We start from the raw sequence: 22,472 nt of genomic DNA on the forward strand, positions 1-22,472 counted from the left end.
TCAGGCGCTCTCGGCCACGCGGCCGAAGCGCTTCTCGATGTAGTTCTCGACGATCTGGTGGAACTCGTTCGCGATGTTGTCGCCGCGCAGGGTCATCGCCTTCTGGCCGTCGATGAAGACGGGCGCGGCGGGCGCCTCGCCGGTGCCGGGCAGGCTGATGCCGATGTCGGCATGCTTGCTCTCGCCGGGGCCGTTGACGATGCAGCCCATCACGGCCACCTTCATCTTCTCGACGCCCGGGTACTTCGCGCGCCACACCGGCATCTGCGCGCGCAGGAAGTCGTCGATCTGCTTGGCGAGTTCCTGGAAGGTGGTGCTGGTGGTGCGGCCGCAGCCGGGGCAGGCGGTGACGCTCGGCACGAAGCTGCGCAGGCCCAGGGCCTGCAGGATCTCGGAGGCGATCACGACTTCCTGCGTGCGCGCTTCGCCGGGCTGCGGCGTGAGCGAGACGCGGATCGTGTCGCCGATGCCTTCCTGCAGGAGGATGCCCATCGCCACGGCGGAGGCCACCGTGCCCTTGGTGGCCATGCCGGCCTCGGTCAGGCCCAGGTGCAGCGGGTAGTCGCAGCGGCGGGCCAGCTCGCGGTAGACCGAGATCAGGTCCTGCACGCCGCTGACCTTGCAGGACAGCAGGACCTGCTCGTGCCGCATGCCGAGCTCCTCGGCCAGGCGCGCCGACTGGAGGGCGGAGGTGATCAGCGCCTCGTACATCACCTGCTTCGCGTCCCAGGGCGGGTCGCGGCGGGCGTTCTCGTCCATCAGCTGCGCGAGCAGCTCCTGGTCGAGGCTGCCCCAGTTGACGCCGATGCGCACCGGCTTGTCCCACCGCAGCGCCGCCTCGATCATCTGCGCGAACTGGCGGTCCTTCTTGTCGCCCTTGCCGACGTTGCCGGGGTTGATGCGGTACTTGGACAGCGCCTGCGCGCAGCCCGGGAATTCCGTCAGCAAGCGGTGGCCGTTGTAGTGGAAGTCGCCCACCAGCGGCACGTCGATGCCCATGCGATCGAGCTGCTCGCGGATGTAGGGCACCTGCTGCGCGGCTTCCGGCGTGTTGACCGTGATGCGCACCAGCTCCGATCCCGCGACGGCGAGCTCCTTCACCTGGATCGCCGTGGCGATCGCGTCCTGGGTGTCGGTGTTGGTCATCGACTGCACGCGCACCGGCGCGTCGCCCCCGACCGTGACCACGCGCGCGCCCCACACGACGCGGGCCTGGGCGGAGCGGCGCGCCCGGGGGGCGGCGGGTTCGATCGGGAGGCAGTCTGGCTTCATCACTTCACTTCGAATCGGGCGACGTTGTCGCGCGACAGGCGCGCGATGTCGAACGGCTTGCCGCGCACCTGCACCTCGGTGCTCTGGGCGCTGCCGACGACCACCGACAGCGGCAGCGGGCCGTCCACGCCGGCGGACTCGCCGGGTTCCAGCAGGCGCTGCATGACGGTGGTGCCGCTCGCGTCCTTCACCTGGACCCAGGACTGGGCGCGGGCGCGGAAGACGACGATGCCCGTGGTCTGGACCGGGCCGGAAGCGCCGACGGCGGGCGCCGGGGCGGCAGCGGCGGGCACGGCGGCCGTGCCCGGACTGGTGCGCAACTGCATGCCGGCGACCTCGGGCGCCTGCGTCACGGCGGCGGGCGTGGGCACGGGGCCGGCGGCCGACGCGGGCGTGGCCGGCAGGCCGGGGGCGGCGCCGATCGCCGGCGCGGAGGTGCCTTGCTCCGGTCGCGGTTCGGCCGCAGCGGGGGCCGGGGCCGGCTCGGAGCCGCCAGGCGCCACGCTGTCGTAGCTGCGCTGCGCGAGCGGCAGGAAGATCAGCACGAGCGCGCCGAGCAGGAGCGCGACGACCGTCAGCACCACCGGGCGCGAGACCTGCGCCAGCAGGCCGGGCAGCGGCCCGTCCTTGGGCGAGTGGAAGGGTTCGTTGACCGCGTAGGCCCGCTCCGCCAGCCGCGGCTGCGGGTTCTGCGGCAGCCGTTGCAGCACCGGCATCGGATCGATCTTGAGCGTGCGGCAGACGCTGGACGCGAGCGCGCGCACGAACACCGCATCCGGCAACTCCTCGTACTGGTCCTCCTCCAGCGCCTCGAGCTTGCGCACGGGCACCTTGAGGTTGGCCGCGAGCGTCGCGACGTGCAGCCCGGCGGCCTCGCGGGCCTGCCGCAGCAGCGTGCCGGCGCTCACGCCGTCGTCGGTGACGGGCGCCTGGTTCTCACTCATCGAAAGCCTTCCGGTCCAGGGACTGGCGCTCGCGCGACTGCGGGTAGCGCTTGCGCAGCTGGTCGCTCAGCTGGGCCATCGCCTCGGCGTCGTTCATGCGGTTTTCCACCTTGATCCCGAGCCACAGCGTCTCGGCGTTGGCCAGCTCGCTGTTGTTCAGGCGGCGGATGTAGAACTGCGCCCGCTCGTAGTCGCCCCGCTGGTACAGCAGGCGCGCCAGGTTGTAGCCGACGATGGGATTGCCGGCATCGAGCTCGTAGGCGCGGGTCAGGCTGCGTTCCGCCTCCGGGCGCAGGCCCCCGCGCGCCTGGCACAGGCCCAGCGTCATCAGCGATTTGGCCTTGTCGGGATACAGCGGGTTGGCCATCGCCTGGTCGAAGGAGCGGTACGACTCCGGGTAACGACCGAGCTGGCACTGCAGCCAGCCGTAGTTGTGGTGCGCGTTGGCGTCGCGCGGATTGATCGCGATCGCGCGGCGGAAGCTCTCTTCGGCCTCGCGGTTGTCGCCGAGGCGCATGTAGACCAGGCCGCGCAGGTTGTAGGCGTCGCCCAGGGTGGGATCGGCCGCGATGACCTGCTTCAGCTCATCGAGCGCGACCTCGGTCTTGCCTTCCTGGAAGTAGCCGGTGGCCAGTTCGAGCCGGATGCGGGCGCGCTTGCGGTTCTCGGGTTCGTCGGAAGGCGTCACCATGTCGATGGTGGAAGCCTGCTGCTGCGACGCCTGCGTGGCGCAGCCCGCGAGCAGCGTCGAAGCCAGCAACGATGCCAGGCCCGCGGCCGCGAGCCAGTGCGCCGTGGAGCGGCTCCGCCCCACCATCGCCATCCTCATTCCCTACCCCTCCTTCGTGCTTTCCGCGGGCACCGGCTTCAGGACGATCATCCGCTGCTGCGCGATGCGCCGGTCCACCCGGGTGCGGTCCTTCACGTCGCCGGCCAGCTGGCCGCAGGCGGCGTCGATGTCGTCGCCGCGCGTCTTCCGCACCGTCGTCACGATACCAGCATCACTCAGGATTTTCGCGAATGCCTGCACCCGATGTTGCGGGGATCGCACCAGTCCGGAGGCCGGGAAGGGATTGAAGGGAATCAGGTTCAGCTTGCACGACACGCCGCGGCCCGCGTGGTGCTGCACGAGGTGCGCGAGGTCGCGCGCATGCTCCGGCAGGTCGTTGACGCCATCGAGCATGCAGTATTCGAAGGTGATGAAGTCGCGCGGCGCGTGTTCCAGGTAGCGGTTGCACGCGTCCAGCAGGTCGCCCACCGGGTACTTCCTGTTCAGCGGCACCAGCTTGTCGCGCAGTTCGTCGTTCGGCGCGTGCAGCGACACCGCGAGCGCCACCGGGGCGTCTTCCCCGAGGCGATCGATCATGGGCACCACCCCGGAGGTGGACACGGTCACGCGGCGACGCGACAGGCCGTAGCCGTGGTCGTCCAGCATGATGCGCAGCGCGGGGATCAGCGCCTGGTAGTTCTGGAGCGGCTCGCCCATGCCCATCATCACCACGTTGGAGATGACGCGTTCGCCGCCGGTGTTCAGGTGCTTGCGCAGGAAGTGCTCGGCGAACCAGAGCTGCGCCACGATCTCGCCGCTGGAGAGGTTGCGCGAGAAGCCCTGGTGGCCGGTGGAGCAGAAGCGGCAGCCCACCGCGCAGCCCGCCTGCGAGGACACGCACAGGGTGCCGCGGTCGTCCTCGGGGATGAACACGGACTCGACGGCGTTGCCGTCGCCGACGTCGAACAGCCACTTGATCGTGCCGTCGGAGGATTCGTGCTGCGAGAGGACCGGAAGGCCCTGGATGCAGGCGTTGCCTTCCAGCTTCTCGCGCAGCGACTTCGCCAGGTCGGTCATCTGGCCGAAGTCGCTGGCGCCCTTCTGGTGGATCCAGCGGAAAAGCTGGGTCGCGCGGAACTTCTTCTCGCCGAGTTCCGCGCAGAACGTGGCCAGACCCTCGAGGTCGAAATCGAGCAGGTTGGCCGTCATCGCGTGCAGGCGCAGCGCCGGGCCGCCCCAGGCGCGCCTCGCCCCCTCGGGGGGCAGCGCAACGCGGTGGAGCGGCGGGGCACTGTTACCTCGCGTAGATGTTCATCGCCGGGAAGAAGAAGGCGACTTCGTTCTTCGCGGTCTCGGGGGCGTCGGAGCCGTGCACCGCGTTGGCGTCGATGCTGTCGGCGAAGTCGGCGCGGATGGTGCCGGGGGCGGCCTTCTTGGGATCGGTGGCGCCCATCAGGTCGCGGTTCTTCAGGATCGCGCCCTCGCCTTCCAGCACCTGGATCATCACCGGGCCGGAGATCATGAATTCCACCAGGTCCTTGAAGAAGGGACGCTCCTTGTGCACGGCGTAGAACTGCTCGGCTTCCCGGCGCGACAGGTGGGCCATCTTCGCCGCGATGACCTTCAGGCCGGCGGCTTCGAAGCGCGCGTAGATCTGGCCGATCACGTTCTTGGCCACGGCGTCGGGCTTGATGATGGAAAGGGTGCGTTCGATTGCCATGTGCTTGGGTCCTGGGGTTGGTTTCTTAGGGTTTTGCCGGTAGCGGAAGTTTCGGCAAAGCCCGCAATTTTAGCTTGGATGGCGTGACATTGCCCCGACAGGGCCTCTGAAAACCAGACAGCCGAACGCAGAGGACGCAAAAGATACGCAGAGGGCGCAGAAGGAGACCTCTGCAAATGGCTGTCTTCTGCGCCCTCTGCGTACCCTCTGCGCCCTCTGCGTTCGGTATCTTGTTTTCGACTGCCTCAGCCCCGCCCGCGGCCGCCGCCGCCGCCACCGCCGCCGCCACCGCCGCCACCACCGCCACCGCGGCGCTTCCCGGTACCGGCCGGGCTGCCCTGGCGGCGCTGGCGGTTGAAGCTGTCGGCGCCGATGTAGCCGAAGGAGGTCTTCATCGGGTCGGGCTGGCCACCACCGCCGCCGCCACCGCCGCCGCCACCACCCCCGCCGCCGGACTTGCGCCGGCCCTGGCCGCCACCGCCTGTTGGGCCCAGCGGATTCGGCTGCCGGGCCCCGGGACCGCCGGACGGCCGCGGGCCGTCGCCGCGCGGAGCACCGGAGCGGCGCTGCTTGTTGCGCCCACCCCGGCCTTCGCCGCCGCGGCCTTCGCCGCCGCGGCCTTCACCCTGCTCGCGGCCGCCTCGTTCCGGCCGCGCCAGGCCCGGCACGCCCGCCGCCCTAGTGAGAGAGTTGATGTCGCGCTCGTCGAGCTCCATCCAGGCGCCGCGCTTGAGGCCGCGCGGCAGCACCATCGCGCCGTAGCGGATGCGGATGAGGCGGCTCACCGCATGGCCCACCGCCTCGAACAGGCGGCGCACCTCGCGGTTGCGCCCTTCGCTGATCGTCACGCGGTACCAGACGTTGGAGCCCTCGCCGCCGCCCTCGTCGATCGAGGTGAAGGAGCCCCGGCCGTCCTCCAGTTCCACGCCTTCCAGCAGGCGCGAGCGCTCCTCAGGCTGCAGCGCGCCCAGCACGCGCACCGCGTACTCGCGCTCCAGCCCGAAGCGGGGGTGCATGAGCTTGTTGGCGAGCTCGCCGGAGCTGGTGAACAGCAGCAGGCCCTCGGTGTTGAGGTCCAGCCGGCCGACCGACTGCCACTTGCCCTGCTGCAGCCTGGGCAGCTTGCGGAACACGGTGGGCCGGTTCTGCGGGTCGTCGTGCGTGACGACCTCGCCCACGGGCTTGTGGTAGGCGATCACGCGCGCCGGCGGCGGCGCGATGCGCACGCGGATCGGCTTGCCGTTGACCTTGATCTGGTCGCCGAACTGGATGCGCTGGCCGATGTGCGCGGGCTCGTTGTTGACCGAGATCCGCCCCTCCATGATCAGCTGCTCCATCTCCAGCCGCGAGCCGAGCCCCGCCTGGGCCAGCACCTTGTGGAGCTTGGGCGTCTCGGGCTGCGGCGACAGCACGCGCTTGGGCGCCGCGGTCTCCTCCGATGCCTCCTCGGCGTCGAAGCGGCCGCTGATCACGTCCTCGAAGCGGCCGCCCGGCTCGGTGCCGGGAACCACCGGTTCGGCCCCCTGCTCCGCGTCCTCGCGGCTGCGGCCGTCCCCGGAGGGGTCGCGCCCCTCCTCGCCGTTGTCGTCGCCCGGGGCGTCGTTCTCCTCGGCGGGCGGCGTCGGCGGCGCGGCTTCGGCCTCGGATGCGCTCGGGGTGCCATGCGGGGCGTCCTCGTCGGACGGCACGCGCGCCATGCTTTCGTTGGCTTCGTTCATGCTTCAGGTCTCGATGGCTTGCGCGGCATCGCGGTCGTCGATGCCGGCATCGTTCGCACCGGCGGCGGCCTCGGTGCGGGCCGCGGACTCGGAGTCCGCGGAGGCGTCGGTAACTTGCGCCTGCGCCGGGCCGGACGGCTCGAGGCCCGGCAGTTCCAGCGGCAGTTCGGGGGTGTCCATGGCGAGTTCGGGCTGCGGCTCGGCGGCCTCGACCAGCGCGGCGAAGCCGGCCTGCTCGCCCTGCGCCGGGCCCTGCAGTTCGGGCAGCTGGTCCAGCGAGGCGAGGCCGAGGTCGTCGAGGAACTGGCGCGTGGTGGCGTACAGCGCCGGCCGGCCGGCCGCCTCGCGGTGGCCGATCACCTCGATCCAGCCGCGGTCTTCCAACTGCTTGAGGAGCTGCGAGCTGATGGTCACGCCGCGGATGTCTTCCATGTCGCCGCGCGTCACCGGCTGGCGGTAGGCGATGATGGCCAGCGTCTCCAGCGTGGCGCGGGTGTACTTCGGCGGCTTCTCGGGATGCAGGCGGTCGAGGTACTCGCGCATGTCGGGCCGGCTCTGGAAGCGCCATCCGGTCGCGACGCAGACCAGCTCCACGCCGCGCAGCGCCCATTCGTCCTGCAGCTGGCCCAGCAGCTCCTTGAGGGTGTCGGCGCCGAGCTCGTCGTTGAACAGCACGCGCAGCTCGCGCACCTGCAGCGGCTGCTGGGTGCAGATCAGCGCGGTTTCGAGGACGCGCTTGGCATCCGCCGTATTCATCGTGTCGTCGTGCTGGAAGAGGCGCCAAAAGGCGCGCTGATGGGTCTGGGCCTAGGGCTGGTTCCGGGTCGCCGCGGCGTCGCCCTCGATGGAGCCGCGCCGCGCGCCGGCCGGGCGGGACAGGCCATCAGGCTGCCGCCGCGGGTGACGGGCTCGCAAGCCAGTCGGATTCATTGTATCCCAGCCCCCAGGCCGCCCACGCGGCGCGCAGGTCGGGCGGCAGGGGCGCGTGCAAGGCCAGGGGCTCGCCCGTGACGGGATGCACGAACGCCAGCCGGAAGGCATGCAGCGCCTGGCGTTGCAGGCCCCCCGCGGGGGCGCCGCCGTACAGCGCGTCCGCCACCAGGGGATGCCCGATATGGGCCATGTGCACCCGGATCTGGTGCGTGCGGCCCGTCTCCAGCGTGCACAGCACGGCACAGCCGGCCTCGGCCTGCTGCATGCGCCGGAACACCGTGGCGGCGGGCTTGCCCGGGTGGCGCTGCGGATCGACCACCGCCATGCGCAGCCGGTTGCGCGGGTCGCGCCCGATCGCCGCCTCCACGCGGCGCTGCACCGCGCCCTCCCAGGGCCGGTGGGCCAGCGCCACGTATTGGCGCGAGACCTCGCGCGCCGCGATCATCGCCACCAGCCGCTCCATGGCGGGGCGCGTGCGCGCCACGACCATCAGCCCGCTGGTGTCCTTGTCGAGGCGGTGCACGATGCCGGCCCGCGGCAGCAGGCGTGCGCCGGCGTCGCGGGCCAGCAGGGCGTTCAGCAGCGTGCCGCTCCAGTTGCCGGGCGCGGGATGCACCACCAGGCCGGCCGGCTTGGCGATCACCAGCAGGTGCTCGTCCTCGTGCACCACGTCCAGCGGCAGCGGCTCGGGCAGGAAGGCCTGGCTCTGCGGCGTGGGCCGCAGGTCGATCTCGCCGGCGTCGCCGGCGCGCACCTTCTGCGAGGCCTTGAGGCTGGCGCTGCCCGCCAGCCGCACCGCACCCTCGTCGATCAGCTGCTGCAGGTAGCTGCGCGAGAAGCCCGGGACCAGCGCGGCGAGGGCGCGGTCCAGGCGCTCGCCGTGCAGGGCCGCGGGGATCGCGAAGCTGCGGGTTTCCCCCTCGGCGCCGGTTTCTTCCAGCAGGTCCTCGGAAGGGGGTTGCAATGGGTCGCTGGCTATAATGATCCGTTCCCTTGGTAAAGAGAGTTGCGCGTGGTCGTTCGAGCCAAATTATCGGTGGTCGCTGTCCTGCTCGCCGCGCTGGCCGCGGGCTGCTCGAGCCTGAAGGATGACGACAAGACCGCGACGTGGAGCCCGAACAAGCTCTACGCCGAGGCCAAGGACGAACTCAATGGCGGCGCCTACGACAAGGCGATCCCCCTGCTGGAAAAGCTCGAAGGCCGCGCCGCCGGCACGCCGCTCGCGCAGCAGGCCCAGCTGGACCGCGCCTACGCGCACTACAAGGCCGGCGAGCAGGCCCAGGCGCTCGCCACGCTGGACCGCTTCATCAAGCTGCACCCCGCCAGCCCCGCGCTCGACTACGCCCTGTACCTCAAGGGCATCGTGAATTTCAACGACAACCTCGGCATGTTCTCCTTCATCTCGAAGCAGGACCTGTCCGAGCGCGACCAGAAGGCGGCGAAGGAATCCTTCGAGGCCTTCCGCGAGCTGTCCAGCCGCTTCCCGGACTCGAAGTACGCGCCCGATGCGAAGGCCCGCATGACGTACATCGTCAACTCGCTGGCGCAGTACGAGGTGCACGTGGCGCGCTTCTACTATAGCCGCGGGGCCTACGTGGCCGCCATCAACCGGGCGCAGAACGCCGTGGCGGACTACCGCGACGTGCCGGCGCTGGAAGAGGCGCTGGCGATCCTGATGCGTTCCTACGACGCACTGGGCATGACGCAGATGCGTGACGACATGCGGCGGGTGCTGGAGCAGAACTACCCGAAGAGCGCCTACCTGCAGAATGGCGGGATGCCGGGGCAGAAGCCCTGGTGGCGGATCTGGTGAATTGAACAGCGAGGGGCGCGTCAGCGCCCCTCGTCGTTTTGGGCGAGCGCCGCCAGCGCGTCTTCGAATGCCGCCTCGTCGTTCAGCCGCCGCATCGGCGGCAAGGCCGCCAGCAGCCGCCGGCCGTACCCCATCTGCACCAGCCGCGGGTCGCACACCACCAGCACGCCCTGGTCGGTCTCGCGCCGGATCAGGCGGCCCGCGCCCTGCTTCAGCGCCACCGCCGCCTCCGGCACGGAGTAGTCGTTGAAGGAGCTGCGCCCCTGGGCCTCCAGCCGCTGCGAACGCGCCTCCACCAGCGGATCGCCCGGCGGCGGGAAGGGCAGCTTGTCGATGATCACCAGCTGCAGCGCGTCCCCCGGCACGTCCACGCCTTCCCAGAAGGAGGCGGAGGCGACCAGCACGCAGCCGGGACGGCCGGGGCCGGCGCCCTCGCGGAAGCGCTCGATCAGGCGCCGCTTGGTCCACTGGCCCTGCACCAGCACCTCCAGCTCGCCCGAGTCCTCGAAGCGCATCTGCAGCTGCTCGCCGATCGAGCGCAGCGCCCGCAGCGTCGTCGTGAGCACCATGGTGCGCCCCCCGATGCGACGCGCGGCGCGCTGCGCCAGCGCGGCGACGGCGGCACTGTGGCCCGCATCGTTGGGGCGCGGCAGCTGGCGCGGCACGTAGACCGCGGCCTGCGACGGATAGTCGAAGGGACTGGCCACGCGCAGCACCTCCGCCTCGCCCAGCCCGCAGGGCTCGGTGAACCACGACAGGCGCGCATCGTCGCCCAGCGTCGCCGAGGTGAAGATCCAGGCCCGGTTGCGGTCCGCCTCGGTGCGCTCCTCGCCCGTCTTCAGCAGCTTGCGCTGCACCGCCTCGGCGATGTCCAGGGGCGACTCCACCAGCCGCAGCTGCGTGCCGGCATCGGCCCAGCGCACGGAGCCTGGCTGGGGCTCGCGCGCGAAGGCGCGCACCCGCTCGGCCAGGGTCGCGGCGCGCTCGTGCAGGCGCGCGAAGTCGGGCGCCGCCTCGACGACCGTGGCCAGGCCTTCGGCGGCGAAATCCAGCGCCGCCGCAAGGGCCGCGAGCGCATCGCGCCAGGCCTGCGGCTCCACGCCTTCGGGCGCCTCGCCGTTCCAGCGCAGGCGGGTCGAGAAGGTGCTGCCGCCGGCGGCCAGCCGCAGCTCGCGCGCGGCCCGTTCCACCGTGCCGGCGGCCAGCTGCCAGTCGACCAGCCCGCGCGCGAGTTGCAGGCCCGCGGCCAGCACGTCGCGGGCGAAGTCCAGCACCTGCCCCGTCCCGAGCTGGCGCCCGAGGAACTGCACGCCGGTTTCGTTGAGCTGGTGCGCCTCGTCGAAGATCACCACGCGCACGGTGGGCAGCAGTTCCGCCATGCCGGACTCGCGCACGGCCAGGTCGGCGAAGAACAGGTGGTGGTTGATCACCACCACGTCGGCGGCCAGCGCCTCGCGCCGGGCCGCGTTGACGTGGCAGTTGCGGAACCTGGGGCACTGCGAGCCCAGGCAGTTCTCCCGCGTGGACGTGACCAGCGGCAACACCGGTGAGCGCTCGTCCAGCCCCGGCATCTCCGCCAGGTCGCCGGTTTTCGTGCCCTGGGCCCATTGCTCGATCTTCGCCAGCGTGCGCAGCGCGGTGCGATCCGGCAGGGCGGCGTCCCGCCGCGCCAGCTCCAGGCGGTGCGTGCAGAGGTAGCTGCCGCGGCCCTTGAGCAAGGCCATGCGCACCGGGACCCCCAGCGCCTCGGCCAGCCGCGGGAGGTCGCGCCCGAACAGCTGGTCCTGCAGGGTCTTGGTGGCGGTGGACATCAGCACGCGCTCGCCACTGAGCAGGGCAGGCACGAGGTAGGAGAAAGTCTTGCCGACGCCGGTGCCGGCTTCCACCACCAGCGCCCCGCCCTGTTCGATGGTGCGGGCCACCGCCGCCGCCATCTCGGTCTGGCCGGAGCGCGGGCGGAAGGCCTCGGCCGCCTGCGCCAGCACGCCGCCGGGCACGAAGACGCCGCGGGTGCGCTCCTCGAGGCCCTCGCGCGGCGCGTCCGCCCAGGGGGGCGGCTCGACGTCGGCGGACGCGCCGTGGCTTCCAGGCCACGCGCCTGCCGATTCCGTCATCACGCGGGTTCTTTGGGATCGAGCACCAGCTCGAGCCGGGCGATCTGGTCGCGCAACGCGAGGCGGCGCTTCTTGAGCCGGCGAATCATGAGTTCGTCCACCGGCTGCTGGATGGCGGCGCCGTCGATCAGGGCATCGAGGTCGGCGTGCTCCATGCGCAGCTCGATCAGGCGCCTTTCGGGGGAATGCAGGTTGGAGTCCAAGTTCGGTCGCGGGGGCGCCGCTGCGGGGATCGCTCGATAATACGTCTTCCGCAGGCAATAATCGAGCCATCGCCTCTCCCGGGCAGTCGACATTCCCATGAGCACCAAAGGCTATCGCCTCACGGCATCCACCGGCATCCACAAGGGCGACCGGGAATATCAGCAGGACCAGATCGCGTTGATCCCGCACCACCGGATCAACGGGTGCGTGCTCGGCGTGGTGGCCGACGGGATGGGCGGGCGCAGCGGCGGCCGCAAGGCCTCGGACCAGGTGATGCTCACCTGCAGGCAGCTCTTCGAGCGCTACTCGCCGGACCACGACGACACGCCCTCGGTGCTCAAGCAGATGGTCCACGAGTCGCACCTCGTGATCAAGCTGACGGCCATCTCCGCCGAGCAGGAACCGCACAGCACGATCGCGGCCTTCATCATCGACCCCGACGGCGAGTGCTGGTGGGCGCATGCGGGCGACTCGCGCATCTACCACTTCCACAGCAACACGCTGGTGAAGCGCACGATGGACCACTCCTACGTGCAGACGCTGGTGGACCGCGGCGAGCTGACCGAGGAAGAGGCCAACGTGCATCCGCAGTCCAACATCCTCATGGGCTGCCTGGGCGCGGAGGAGGACCCGCCCGCCGACCTGCACCACATCCAGCAGCTGCGTCCCGGCGACACGCTGCTGGCCTGCAGCGACGGCGTGTGGCACTACTTCAGCCCGGACGAACTGGGTTCGGTGCTGTCCTCGCTGTCGCCGCGCGAGGCGACCGAATTCCTGATCGAGAAGGCGCGCCAGCGCGCGCACGGTGGCGGGGACAACCTGTCGCTGGTGGTCGTGAAGCTGGAGCCGCTGGGGACCTGAGCGCCGGGGGTCCTCGCCCTTGGCGGGGTCAGCCCCCGCGTAAGGCTCCCTTCAACCTATTGCGGGATCGGCAGGTCGGAAGCCGCGGGCTTCTTGCGCTTGGCCACGCGCTCGCGCAGTTCCGCGTTGTGGGCCTCGGCCTCGCGCTGGCGCTCCTCGTAGGCGGCGCGGTTCTTCGCAGCTTCTTCCGCCGAAAGCCCGTGGCTCTTGGCGCTGTGCGGCGCGCGCGCAGCGCCCTGCGGGCCGTGCGGCCCGGAGGCCGCCTTGGGTTCGCGCGGCGGCTTCGCCGCCTTCTTCGCGTCGTCCTCGGCCTTCTTCTGCGCCTTCTCGGCGGCGCGCGCCTCGCGGTCGTTCTGCTCCTGCACGGCCTGCTTGCGCCGCTCTTCGTCCGCGGCGCGCTTCTCGGGCGAGGTGCGCTCGTCCAGCTCGCGCTGGCGCCCGGCGGCACGGCGCCTGCGCTCCTCGTCGTTCAGCACGCGCTCCTGCCGGCGCAGTTCCCCCAGCACGGCATTGCGTTCGCGCTGGGCCTGCTTCACGCAGTCGTTCACCGCGAACTTCCGGTAGCAGGCCTTCTGCTCCGAGGCGTAGCGTGCCTCGGCCGCGGCGCGCTCGGCCTTGATGCGCTCGCGCTCGGCTGCGTCGTCCACCGCGGCGGCAGGAAGCGCGGCCAGCAGGGCGAGCGAGAGGGCCAGCAGGGACTTCATGTGAGGCGGGTGTCGACGGTGCGGTGTTCGAGGGCGAGGAATTCGGCCGACTGCATCTCCACCAGGCGCGAGACCGTGCGCGGGAACTCGTGCGCCAGGGGCCCTTCGGTGTACAGCTCCTCGGGCGGGGCGGCCGCCGACACGATCAGTTTGACACGCCGATCGTAAAGAACGTCCACCAGCCAGGTAAATCTTCTGGCCTCGGACGCCAGCCGCGCCGACATGCGGGGGATGTCGCTCAGCAGCACCGTATGGAACTGGGTGGCGATCTCCAGGTAGTCGTTCTGCGAGCGCGGGCCGCCGCAGAGCGTCTTGAAGTCGAACCAGACCACGCCGGCCGCCTTGCGCCGCGAGCGGATCTCGCGGTGCTCGATGTGCAGCACCTGGTCTTCGTCGTGCGCCTCGGCCAGCCGCGTGAACGCGTCGTTCATCTGCGCGTCGGCCTCGGGGCCCAGGGGCGTGTGGTACAGCTTGACCTGCTCCATGGTCCGGCGCCGGTAGTCGGTGCCGTTGTCGACGCTGAGCACTTCCAGCTTCGCGTTCAGCAGTTCGATCGCGGGCAGGATGCGGTCGCGGTGCAGCCCGTTGGGATAGAGGTCGTCGGGGCGGAAGTTGGAGGTGGTGACGAAGCCGACGCCGTTGTCGAACAGGGCCACCAGCAGCCGGTGCAGGATCATCGCGTCCGTGATGTCCGCGACGTGGAACTCGTCGAAGCAGATCAGGCGGTAGCGCTTTGCGATGCGGGCGCCCAGCGCGTCGAGCGGGTTCACGGTGCCTTGCAGCTCGGCGAGCTCGCGGTGCACCTCACGCATGAACTCGTGGAAGTGCAGGCGCGTCTTGCGCACCACCGGCACGGCCTGGAAGAAGCAGTCCATCAGGAAGCTCTTGCCGCGCCCGACGCCCCCGTGCATGTACACGCCGCGCGGGATCGCCGGCCGGTTGATCAGCTTCTTGAAGGCGTTGGAGCGCTGCACCTTGTACGCGGACCACTCGGTGGCGCAGCGCTCCAGCGCCGCGATCCCGCGCAGCTGCGCCGGATCCGGCTGGTAGCCGCGGGCCTTCAGTTCGGATTCGTAGACTGCTCTGACGCTCATGAAAAACCGAATACCGAACGCAGAGGTCGCAAAGGATCCGCAGAGGACGCAGAAAAAATCATTGAAAGAATTTTCTGCGTCCTCTGCGTAATCTCTGCGCCCTCTGCGTTCGGCTGTCTGGTTTAGAAGTTCAGCGTCCGCTTGTCGACGGCCAGCGCCGCTTCCTTGGTCGCTTCGGACAGCGACGGGTGCGCGTGGCAGATGCGGGCGATGTCCTCGCTGGAGGCCTTGAATTCCATCGCCACCACGGCTTCGGAGATCAGCTCGCTGGCCATCGGGCCCACGATGTGCACGCCCAGGATCTCGTCGGTCTTGGCGTCGGCCAGGAACTTCACCATGCCGGTCGTGTCGCCCAGCGCGCGCGCCCGGCCATTGGCCATGAAGGGGAAGGTGCCGGCCTTGTACTGCACGCCGTCGTCCTTGAGCTGCTCCTCGGTGCGGCCCACCCAGGCGATCTCGGGGCTGGTGTAGATCACCCAGGGGATGGTGTTGAAGTTGACGTGGCCGTGCTGGCCCGCGATGCGCTCGGCCACCGCCACGCCCTCTTCCTCCGCCTTGTGCGCCAGCATCGGGCCGCGCACGACGTCGCCCACCGCCCACACGTTGGGCAGGTTGGTGCGGCACTCGCCGTCGACCTCGATCGCGCCGCGGTCGTTCAGCTTCAGGCCCACGGTTTCGGCGCTGAGGCCCACCGTGTTCGGCTGGCGGCCGATCGACACGATCATCTTGTCGCACAGGGTCGTCTGCTGGCCGCCCTTGGCGTCCGTCCAGGCCACCGACAGGCCGTTGCCTTCCGGCTTGATCTCGCCGACCTTCACGCCCAGCTCGATCTTCAGGCCCTGCTTGTCGAAGGCCTTCTTGGCCTCCTTGGCGATCTGCTGGTCCACCGCGCCCAGGAAGGTGGGCAGCGCTTCCAGCACGGTGACCTCGGAGCCCAGGCGCCGCCACACGGAGCCCATCTCCAGGCCGATCACGCCGGAGCCGACCAGCACCAGCTTCTTCGGCACGGTGGGGATGCGCAGCGCGCCGTCGTTGGACAGCACCAGTTCCTCGTCGAACGGCGTGCCGGGCAGCGCGCGCGGCGTGGAGCCGGTCGCCACGATGACATGCTTGCCGACCAGCGTCTCCTCGGAGGCGCCGCTCACCTTGATCTCGTAGCCCTGCTCGCCCGCGCCCGCGAAGGAGCCCCGGCCGTGGAAGAAGGACACCTTGTTCTTCTTGAACAGGTAGAGGATGCCGTCGTTGTTCTGCTTCACGACGGTGTCCTTGCGGCCCAGCATCTTCGCGACGTCGATGCTGAGGCCGGACATGCCGATGCCGTGGTCGGCGAAGTGCTTGCCGGCGTGCTCGAAGTGCTCCGAGGACTGCAGCAGCGCCTTGGACGGGATGCAGCCCACGTTGGTGCAGGTGCCGCCCGGGGCGGGACCGCCCGCCTTGTTCTTCCACTCGTCGATGCAAGCGGTATTGAAGCCCAGTTGCGCCGCACGGATGGCGGCGATGTAGCCGCCGGGGCCGCCGCCGATGACGATGACGTCGAATTGTTTGTTGGCCATGGGAGAGAGGTTTCTTTTGTCTTGTCGGGGCGGGGACCCGCCTCAAGGACAAGGCCCCGTCAGGGGCCTCGTCTTCTTCGTCCTAGATGTCGAACAGCAGGCGCGCCGGATCTTCCAGCGCTTCCTTCATCGCCACCAGGCCCAGCACCGCCTCGCGGCCGTCGATGATCCGGTGGTCGTAGGACATGGCGAGGTAGTTCATCGGGCGGACCACGACCTGGCCGTTCTCCACCACCGCGCGGTCCTTGGTCGCGTGCACGCCCAGGATGGCCGACTGCGGCGGGTTGATGATGGGGGTGGACAGCATGGAGCCGAACACGCCGCCGTTGGAGATCGAGAACGTGCCGCCGGTGAGTTCTTCCAGGCCCAGCTTGCCGTCGCGCGCCTTCTGGCCGAATTCGGCGATCTTCTTCTCGATGTCGGCGAAGGACATCTGGTCGGCGTTGCGCAGGATCGGCACCACCAGGCCGCGCGGCGAGCCCACCGCGATGCCGATGTCGAAGTAGCCGTGGTAGACGATGTCGTTGCCGTCCACGGAGGCGTTCAGCACCGGGTACTTCTTCAGCGCATGCACGGCGGCCTTCACGAAGAAGGACATGAAGCCGATCTTGACGCCGTGCTCCTTCTCGAACTTGTCCTGGAAGCGCTTGCGCATCTCCATCACCGGCGCCATGTTCACCTCGTTGAAGGTGGTCAGGATGGCGTTGGTGGACTGCGACTGCAGCAGGCGCTCGGCGACGCGGGCGCGCAGGCGCGACATCGGCACGCGCTGCTCGGGGCGGTCGCCCAGGTCGGGCGCGCCCACCGGGGCGGCGACCTGCGTCAGCGCGGGACGCGGCGCGCCCGTGGCGACGGGCACCGGGGCGGCCGCGGCCTTGGCGATCACGCCCGAGGCCAGCGCGCCGATCACGTCCCCCTTGGTCACGCGGCCGTCGCGGCCGGTGCCGCCGACGGAACCGGCGCCCAGGTTGTTGTCGGCCATCATCTTGGCGGCGGCGGGCATGGCCACGTCGCCCTTGGAACCGCCGGCGGCAGCCAGCGCGGGGGCCGGCGCGGCAGCGGTCGCCGTGGCGGGAGCGGCCTTGGCGGCGGCGGGCGCGGCGGCGCCGGCCTTGGCTTCGGTGTCGATCTTCGCGATCACCTGGTCGGAGGTCACGGTGCCGCCGTCGGCCACCACGATCTCGCCCATCACGCCGGCGCTGGGCGCGGGCACCTCGAGCACCACCTTGTCGGTCTCGATCTCGATCAGGATCTCGTCCTGCGCCACGGCCTCGCCGGGCTTCTTCTTCCACGCCAGCAGGGTCGCCTCGGCAACCGATTCGGACAGTTGCGGAACCTTCACATCAACGATAGCCATCTGATTCTTCCTAGATTCTGTTGAGCCCCCCGCGCGGTGACCGGCGCCTCAGCGTCCGTGTCGACCGCGCGGAGATATTTCCGCGCCGCAGGCGTCGGAAATATCGGCGCTTATTTCGTGAGGATGAAGCCCTTCAGCTTCGAGAAAGCCGCATCCACCAGCGCCTTCTGCTGCTCCACGTGCAGGTGCGCGTAACCCACGGCGGGCGAGGCGGAAGCCGCGCGGCCGGCGTAACCCAGCTTCTGGCCTTCGCTCATGTTCTCGTGGATGTTGTGCTGGATGAAGAACCAGGCGCCCTGGTTCTGCGGCTCGTCCTGGCACCACACGAGGTCCGTCACGTTCGGGTACTTCTTCAGCTCCGCCGTGAACGCCTTGTGCGGGAAGGGATAGAGCTGCTCGACGCGGATGATGGCGACGTCGTCCGCGCCCTTCTCCTCCCGCTTCTTGGCCAGGTCGTAGTAGACCTTGCCCGAGCACATGACCAGGCGCTTGACCTTGTCGGCCTTCAGGTCCTTCTGGTCCGGGATCACCGTCTGGAAGCTGCCCTTGGTGAACTCGGACAGCGGCGAGGTGGCGTCCTTGTTCCGCAGCAGCGACTTGGGCGTCATGATCACCAGCGGCTTGCGCAGCGAGCGCACCATCTGGCGGCGCAGCAGGTGGAATATCTGGCTGGCCGTGGTGGGCTGCACCACCTGCATGTTGGTGTCGGCCGACAGCTGCATGAAGCGCTCCAGCCGGGCCGAACTGTGCTCGGGGCCCTGGCCTTCGTAGCCGTGCGGCAGCATCAGCGTGATGCCGTTGACGCGGCCCCACTTCACCTCGCCGGAGGCGATGAACTGGTCGATCACCACCTGGGCCCCGTTGGCGAAGTCGCCGAACTGGCCTTCCCAGATCACCAGGCTGTGCGGGTCGTTGGAGGCATAGCCGTACTCGAAGCCCAGCACCGCCTCTTCCGACAGGATGGAGTCGATGCAGGTGAAGGCGGCCTGGTTCTCCGCCACGTGCTCCAGCGGGATGTACGTGCCTTCGCTCCACTTCTCGCGGTTCTGGTCGTGCAGCACGGCGTGGCGGTGCACGAAGGTGCCGCGGCCCACGTCCTCGCCGGACAGGCGCACCGGGTAACCGGAGGCCACGAGCGAGGCGTAGGCCATGTGCTCGCCCATGCCCCAGTCGACGTTGATGTCGCCGCGGCCCATGGCGGCACGGTCTTCCAGCACCTTCTTCACCAGCGGATGGACGGTGAAGCCCTGCGGCACCGTGGTGAGGCGCTCGGACAGGCGCTTCCACTCGGCCAGCGGGATGGCGGTGTCGGCGGAATCCGTCCACTTCTTGCCCAGGAAGGGCTGCCAGTCGACGGCGTACTTGCTCTTGAAGTTGGAGATGACCGGGTCGACCGTGTGCTTGCCGGCGTCCATGGCGGCGCGGTAGGCCTTGAACATGTCGTCGCCCAGCGACTCGCCCAGGCCCTGGGCCCCGAGCTTGTCGGCGTACAGCTTGCGCGTGCCGGGGTGGGCCGCGACCTTCTTGTACATCAGGGGCTGGGTCAGCGAGGGGGTGTCCTGCTCGTTGTGGCCCAGCTTGCGGAAGCAGACGATGTCCACCACCACGTCCTTGTTGAACTCCATGCGGTACTCGAGCGCGAGCTGCGTCGCGAGCACCACGGCTTCCGGATCGTCGCCGTTCACGTGCAGCACCGGCGCCTCGATCATCTTGACCACGTCCGTGCAGTACAGCGTGGAGCGGGTGTCGCGCGGGTCGGAGGTGGTGAAGCCGATCTGGTTGTTGATGACGATGTGCACCGTGCCGCCCGTGTAGTAGCCACGGGTCTCGGCCAGCGCCAGGGTTTCCATCACCACGCCCTGGCCGGCGAAGGCGGCGTCGCCGTGCACCAGCACTGGCAGCACCTGCTTGCCCGCCTGGTCGCCGCGACGGTCCATCCGCGCCCGGACCGAACCCTCGACCACCGGGTTCACGATCTCCAGGTGCGAGGGGTTGAAGGCGAGCGACAGGTGGACCGGGCCGCCAGGCGTGCTGACGTCGGAGCTGAAGCCCTGGTGGTACTTGACGTCACCCGCAGGCAGTTCCTCCGGCGCGGTGTGGTCGAACTCGGCGAACAGGTCCTTGGGCATCTTGCCCAGGGTGTTGACCAGCACGTTCAGGCGGCCGCGGTGGGCCATGCCGATCACGATCTCCTGCACGCCCTTCTCGCCGGCGCGCTGGATCAGTTCGTCCATCGAGGCGATGAAGCTCTCGCCGCCTTCCAGCGAGAAGCGCTTCTGGCCGACGTACTTGGTGTGCAGGAAGCGCTCGAGGCCCTCGGCGGCGGTCAGGCGGTCGAGGATGTGCCTCTTCTTCTCGGGGCTGAACTGGGGCTTGCTGCGGATCGCCTCCAGCTTCTGCTGCCACCAGCGCTTGTGGCCCTGGTCGCTGATGTACATGTACTCGGCGCCGATGGTGCCGCAGTAGGTTTCGCGCAGGGCGTTGAGCATGTCGCGCAGCGACATGTTGTCCTTGCCGAAGAAGGTGTTGCTGGTGTTGAACACCGCTTCCTGGTCGGCATCGGTGAAGCCGTAGAAGGACGGCTCCAGCTCGGGAATGTTTTCGCGCTCGGCGCGCTTGAGCGGATCGAGGTCGGCCCAGCGGGCGCCGACGTTGCGGTAGGCCGCGATCAGCTGCTGCGCGGCGGTGCGCTTGCGGGCGAGTTCGAGGTCGGCGCCGGCGGCAACCACCACGCGGGTGCCGCCCTGCTTGGCGCGGTCGGCGAAGGCGTTGACCACCGGCAGGTGGGGCACGTCCCTGGCATTGGAGCCGTCGACCGCGGGAACGTTCTGCAGCGCGTCGAAGTACTCGCGCCAGATGTCGGGAACGCTGCCGGGGTTGGCGAGGTAGTTCTCGTACATCTCCTCGACGTACGGAGCGTTGCCGCCGAACAGATAGGAATTGCCGTTGTAGGCCGTGTAGACGGAGCTCTGGTCGCTCATCGAATCTCGCTACTTTCCGCCCCCCTTCAGGGAGCATGGAGCTGGTTGGTGAACCTTCCGCGACACGGCTGGACCGGTTGGCGGATGCGACTGTGGGGGAAGGGCCCTTGGGTCAGATTGCGCCGCGCATTGTGCCATCGATTCGATGTCCCTCTGCGCGAGGACGTTGTAAGAGATCTCCCGTCCGTCAGGGCGGGCCCGCCCCCCGGGAAGGCCGCTGCCCGCACTGTGGCAGCGGCACTTGACACTCAGCTGACGGTCTCCGCCGGCGCGGCCAGGGCCGGCCCCGCGGTGCGCCGGGCCGACACACGACTGGTCGCGCGGGCCTGCGCGATCACCCGCTCCGCGGACGCCTCGTCGCCCAGCTTGAACTGCGCCACGGCTTCGGCCAGCCGGTTGGCCTGCTCGCGCATGGACTGCGCCGCCGCCGAAGCCTGCTCCACCAGCGCGGCGTTCTGCTGCGTGACCTGGTCCATCTGGGCGATGGCCTGGTTCACCTGCTCGATGCCGGCGGTCTGCTCGCCGCCGGCCGCCGCGATCTGGCCCATCAGCGCGGTCACCTGCTGGATGCCCGCCACGACTTCCTTCATCGTGCCGCCTGCGCGGCTCACCAGTTCGCTGCCCGCGTCGACCTTGCCGACGGAGTCCTGGATCAGCTCCTTGATCTCGCGCGCCGCGGCGGCGGAGCGCTGGGCCAGCGTGCGCACTTCGGCGGCGACGACCGCGAAGCCGCGGCCCTGTTCGCCGGCGCGCGCCGCCTCCACCGCCGCATTGAGGGCGAGGATGTTGGTCTGGAAGGCGATGCCGTCGATCACGCCGATGATGTCCACGACGCGGCGCGAGGCGGTGTTGATCGAAGCCATGGTGTCCACCACCTCGCCGACGACCTCGCCGCCCCTGCCCGCGACCTGCGAGGCCGCCTGCGCCAGCCGGTTGGCGTCGCGCGCGCTGTCCGCATTGCGCTTCACCGTGCCGGTCAGCTCCTCCACCGAGGCGGCGGTTTCCTCCAGCGTGCTCGCCTGCTCCTCGGTGCGCTGCGACAGGTCGGCGTTGCCGGTGGCGATCTCCTCCGTGCCTTCGCGCATCGCGTTCGCCGCGGCGCGCACCTGGGAGACCATCGCCACCAGCGCGCGGTCGGCCTGGCGCAGTTCCGTCAGCAGTTGCCCGAGCTCGTCGCTCGACGCCGCTTCGGGCATGCGTCCCAGCTCGCCGCGCGCCAGCGCCCGGGCCGCACCCGCGGCCTTGCCGATGGCGCGCTCCATGGAGAGGTACACGCCCAGCGACAGGTACCCGATGAACAGCAGGCCGGCGACCAGCAGCACCAGGAGCGCATTGCGCGTCCCGGCCGCGGCCGCGGCGCGCTCGGCGAGCAGCTGGTCCAGCATCGTGCGGTTGCCTTCGACCAGGGCCCAGGCGGCGTCGACGGCGGCGGACGAAGCCTGCTGGATCTGCGCCTGCGTCACCTGGATGCCGGCGGCTTCGATGAAGTTGGTCCGGACGAAGCCCAGCAAGTCCTTCGACGCCGACTTCAGGTGCTCGAAATCGCGTTCCAGGCGCGCCTGCACCACCGGGTTGACGGCCATGGACTGCTTCAGCATGGTCTGCACGCCGCTGAAGGTGTCTTCCAGCCGCGCCTGCGTGACTTCGTAGAACACCTTGTCCTTCGGCGAGATCTCGCCGCGCGGGACGTTGAGCGTCGCATACGCCGCGATGCGCACGATGATGCCGGCGGTGCTGGGCGTGTTGTTCGCCAGCGGGAAGCCCAGGTAGAACAGGTCGAGGTCCGGGTCCAGCGCCATCCGCGAGCGGTTGCCCAGGTCGCGCATGAAGGCGTACAGGCGGGCGTACTCGGGCGCATGGGCGGCGAAGCCCCTGGCCGCGAACTCGCGGTCCACCGGCAGCGCCTCGACCTTCTTCTGCAGCTCCTCCCAGCCCTGGCGCAGGCCCCGCGTCTCGGCGGCCATGTCGTACAGGGGCCGGGCGGCGGCGACCTGCCGCTCGATGTCCGCGAGCACCTTCTCGATGACCTGCGCCTGCTGCTGCAGCCGCTGGCGCACCGATGCGTCGTCCGGCGCGGTCGTGATCACGATGCGGCGGTTCTCGATCAGGACCTTGTTCCACTCGACCAAAGTCGCCATCAGCGCCACCGCGCTGCGTTCGGACTCGATCATGCGGACGCGCTCGTGCAGCTGCCGGACCTGCGCGATGCCGAGCCAGACCACCAGGAGCGTGGTGATGCCGCCGACGAGAAGAAACTTGGTGCGAAAGCGGAGCCGCGCCATGAGCGCGATGGCGGGTGTAACAATACCTAACATGATGGGCACGGAATCTAATCCTTTTGGAGGATGCGATTCCGCGCCCGGGGCCGGTTTCGTGGTCCGCGCGCGACAAAGCGTGACGGTCGCGCGCCGGGCGGCGGCGGGCGACCGATGGCC

At 69.8% G+C, this 22,472-nt stretch carries 18 protein-coding genes; 2 read left to right on the forward strand and 16 right to left on the reverse strand.

Annotated elements, in window-relative coordinates; translation table 11 throughout:
- The 8 genes from ispG to JJ685_RS01055 form a co-directional block, all read right to left on the reverse strand.
- Entirely contained in the window at positions 1-1,272 is a 1,272-nt protein-coding gene (ispG, locus tag JJ685_RS01025) for a flavodoxin-dependent (E)-4-hydroxy-3-methylbut-2-enyl-diphosphate synthase (protein ID WP_201672316.1), read from the reverse strand.
- Entirely contained in the window at positions 1,272-2,216 is a 945-nt protein-coding gene (locus JJ685_RS01030; RefSeq protein WP_201672317.1) for a helix-turn-helix domain-containing protein, read from the reverse strand. Before JJ685_RS01030 ends, ispG begins: the two co-directional genes overlap by 1 nt.
- On the reverse strand, positions 2,209-3,045 hold the full coding sequence (pilW, locus tag JJ685_RS01035) for a type IV pilus biogenesis/stability protein PilW (protein ID WP_201672318.1): 837 nt from the start codon (positions 3,043-3,045) through the stop codon (positions 2,209-2,211). Before pilW ends, JJ685_RS01030 begins: the two co-directional genes overlap by 8 nt.
- A 3-nt stretch (positions 3,046-3,048) precedes the next feature.
- Entirely contained in the window at positions 3,049-4,194 is a 1,146-nt protein-coding gene (rlmN, locus tag JJ685_RS01040; RefSeq protein WP_201672319.1) for a 23S rRNA (adenine(2503)-C(2))-methyltransferase RlmN, read from the reverse strand.
- Positions 4,195-4,279: 85 nt separating this feature from the next.
- Positions 4,280-4,705: a nucleoside-diphosphate kinase gene (ndk, locus tag JJ685_RS01045; RefSeq protein ID WP_201672320.1), complete on the reverse strand. Its 426-nt coding sequence runs from the start codon at positions 4,703-4,705 to the stop codon at positions 4,280-4,282.
- Between the two features lie 245 nt (positions 4,706-4,950).
- Entirely contained in the window at positions 4,951-6,423 is a 1,473-nt protein-coding gene (locus JJ685_RS01050) for a pseudouridine synthase (RefSeq protein ID WP_236598645.1), read from the reverse strand.
- Positions 6,424-6,426: 3 nt separating this feature from the next.
- Entirely contained in the window at positions 6,427-7,179 is a 753-nt protein-coding gene (gene scpB / locus JJ685_RS29555) for an SMC-Scp complex subunit ScpB (protein WP_236598646.1), read from the reverse strand.
- Positions 7,180-7,306: 127 nt separating this feature from the next.
- Positions 7,307-8,320, reverse strand: a complete 1,014-nt coding sequence (locus JJ685_RS01055) for an RluA family pseudouridine synthase (RefSeq protein WP_201672321.1) — start codon at positions 8,318-8,320, stop codon at positions 7,307-7,309.
- Between the two features lie 72 nt (positions 8,321-8,392).
- Between JJ685_RS01055 and JJ685_RS01060 the strand changes: the two genes are divergently transcribed.
- Positions 8,393-9,169, forward strand: a complete 777-nt coding sequence (locus JJ685_RS01060) for an outer membrane protein assembly factor BamD (protein ID WP_408015444.1) — start codon at positions 8,393-8,395, stop codon at positions 9,167-9,169.
- 20 nt (positions 9,170-9,189) lie between these two features.
- On the opposite strand, the gene JJ685_RS01065 is transcribed toward JJ685_RS01060, so the two are convergent.
- Together JJ685_RS01065 and JJ685_RS01070 are read right to left on the reverse strand one after the other, a co-directional pair.
- Positions 9,190-11,283 carry an ATP-dependent DNA helicase gene (locus JJ685_RS01065; protein WP_201672323.1) on the reverse strand — a complete coding sequence of 698 codons (2,094 nt, stop codon included), beginning with the start codon at positions 11,281-11,283 and terminating at the stop codon, positions 9,190-9,192.
- The gene (locus JJ685_RS01070) at positions 11,283-11,486 is read right to left on the reverse strand and encodes a YdcH family protein (protein WP_201672324.1); all 204 of its coding nucleotides are present in this window, start codon (positions 11,484-11,486) and stop codon (positions 11,283-11,285) included. The genes JJ685_RS01065 and JJ685_RS01070 overlap by 1 nt, the downstream gene beginning before the upstream one ends.
- 97 nt (positions 11,487-11,583) lie before the next feature.
- Here JJ685_RS01070 and JJ685_RS01075 point away from each other — a divergent pair, with 97 nt between their 5' ends.
- Positions 11,584-12,348: a PP2C family protein-serine/threonine phosphatase gene (locus JJ685_RS01075; RefSeq protein WP_201672325.1), complete on the forward strand. Its 765-nt coding sequence runs from the start codon at positions 11,584-11,586 to the stop codon at positions 12,346-12,348.
- Positions 12,349-12,404: 56 nt separating this feature from the next.
- Here JJ685_RS01075 and JJ685_RS01080 read toward each other — a convergent pair whose 3' ends face one another.
- From JJ685_RS01080 to JJ685_RS30195, 6 genes are all read right to left on the reverse strand, one after another.
- A complete protein-coding gene (locus tag JJ685_RS01080) occupies positions 12,405-13,052 on the reverse strand; it encodes a hypothetical protein (RefSeq protein ID WP_201672326.1) in 648 nt (215 codons plus the stop codon).
- Positions 13,049-14,146: a cell division protein ZapE gene (gene zapE, locus JJ685_RS01085; RefSeq protein WP_201672327.1), complete on the reverse strand. Its 1,098-nt coding sequence runs from the start codon at positions 14,144-14,146 to the stop codon at positions 13,049-13,051. Before zapE ends, JJ685_RS01080 begins: the two co-directional genes overlap by 4 nt.
- A 122-nt stretch (positions 14,147-14,268) precedes the next feature.
- Positions 14,269-15,699 carry a dihydrolipoyl dehydrogenase gene (gene lpdA / locus JJ685_RS01090; RefSeq protein WP_201672328.1) on the reverse strand — a complete coding sequence of 477 codons (1,431 nt, stop codon included), beginning with the start codon at positions 15,697-15,699 and terminating at the stop codon, positions 14,269-14,271.
- Positions 15,700-15,781: 82 nt separating this feature from the next.
- The gene (odhB, locus tag JJ685_RS01095) at positions 15,782-17,056 is read right to left on the reverse strand and encodes a 2-oxoglutarate dehydrogenase complex dihydrolipoyllysine-residue succinyltransferase (protein ID WP_201672329.1); all 1,275 of its coding nucleotides are present in this window, start codon (positions 17,054-17,056) and stop codon (positions 15,782-15,784) included.
- Between the two features lie 110 nt (positions 17,057-17,166).
- Entirely contained in the window at positions 17,167-20,037 is a 2,871-nt protein-coding gene (locus JJ685_RS01100; RefSeq protein ID WP_201672330.1) for a 2-oxoglutarate dehydrogenase E1 component, read from the reverse strand.
- A gap of 248 nt (positions 20,038-20,285) precedes the next feature.
- Complete coding sequence (locus JJ685_RS30195) at positions 20,286-22,352, reverse strand: methyl-accepting chemotaxis protein (RefSeq protein WP_330901717.1); 2,067 nt, start codon at positions 22,350-22,352, stop codon at positions 20,286-20,288.
- Between the last annotated feature and the right edge of the window lie 120 nt (positions 22,353-22,472).

It is taken from the genome of Ramlibacter monticola, from assembly GCF_016722785.1.
Taxonomy (GTDB): domain Bacteria; phylum Pseudomonadota; class Gammaproteobacteria; order Burkholderiales; family Burkholderiaceae_C; genus Ramlibacter; species Ramlibacter monticola.

Bases quoted from the DNA above. Each gene is read 5' to 3' on its own strand.
- ndk (WP_201672320.1), bottom strand. From the start codon at position 4,705: ATGGCAATCGAACGCACCCTTTCCATCATCAAGCCCGACGCCGTGGCC.
- odhB (WP_201672329.1), bottom strand. From the start codon at position 17,056: ATGGCTATCGTTGATGTGAAGGTTCCGCAACTGTCCGAATCGGTTGCC.
- scpB (WP_236598646.1), bottom strand. From the start codon at position 7,179: ATGAATACGGCGGATGCCAAGCGCGTCCTCGAAACCGCGCTGATCTGC.
- lpdA (WP_201672328.1), bottom strand. From the start codon at position 15,699: ATGGCCAACAAACAATTCGACGTCATCGTCATCGGCGGCGGCCCCGGC.
- JJ685_RS01065 (WP_201672323.1), bottom strand. From the start codon at position 11,283: ATGACGGAATCGGCAGGCGCGTGGCCTGGAAGCCACGGCGCGTCCGCC.
- JJ685_RS30195 (WP_330901717.1), bottom strand. From the start codon at position 22,352: ATGTTAGGTATTGTTACACCCGCCATCGCGCTCATGGCGCGGCTCCGC.
- JJ685_RS01030 (WP_201672317.1), bottom strand. From the start codon at position 2,216: ATGAGTGAGAACCAGGCGCCCGTCACCGACGACGGCGTGAGCGCCGGC.
- JJ685_RS01100 (WP_201672330.1), bottom strand. From the start codon at position 20,037: ATGAGCGACCAGAGCTCCGTCTACACGGCCTACAACGGCAATTCCTAT.
- JJ685_RS01075 (WP_201672325.1), top strand. From the start codon at position 11,584: ATGAGCACCAAAGGCTATCGCCTCACGGCATCCACCGGCATCCACAAG.
- rlmN (WP_201672319.1), bottom strand. From the start codon at position 4,194: ATGACGGCCAACCTGCTCGATTTCGACCTCGAGGGTCTGGCCACGTTC.
- zapE (WP_201672327.1), bottom strand. From the start codon at position 14,146: ATGAGCGTCAGAGCAGTCTACGAATCCGAACTGAAGGCCCGCGGCTAC.
- JJ685_RS01050 (WP_236598645.1), bottom strand. From the start codon at position 6,423: ATGAACGAAGCCAACGAAAGCATGGCGCGCGTGCCGTCCGACGAGGAC.
- ispG (WP_201672316.1), bottom strand. From the start codon at position 1,272: ATGAAGCCAGACTGCCTCCCGATCGAACCCGCCGCCCCCCGGGCGCGC.
- JJ685_RS01080 (WP_201672326.1), bottom strand. From the start codon at position 13,052: ATGAAGTCCCTGCTGGCCCTCTCGCTCGCCCTGCTGGCCGCGCTTCCT.
- pilW (WP_201672318.1), bottom strand. From the start codon at position 3,045: ATGAGGATGGCGATGGTGGGGCGGAGCCGCTCCACGGCGCACTGGCTC.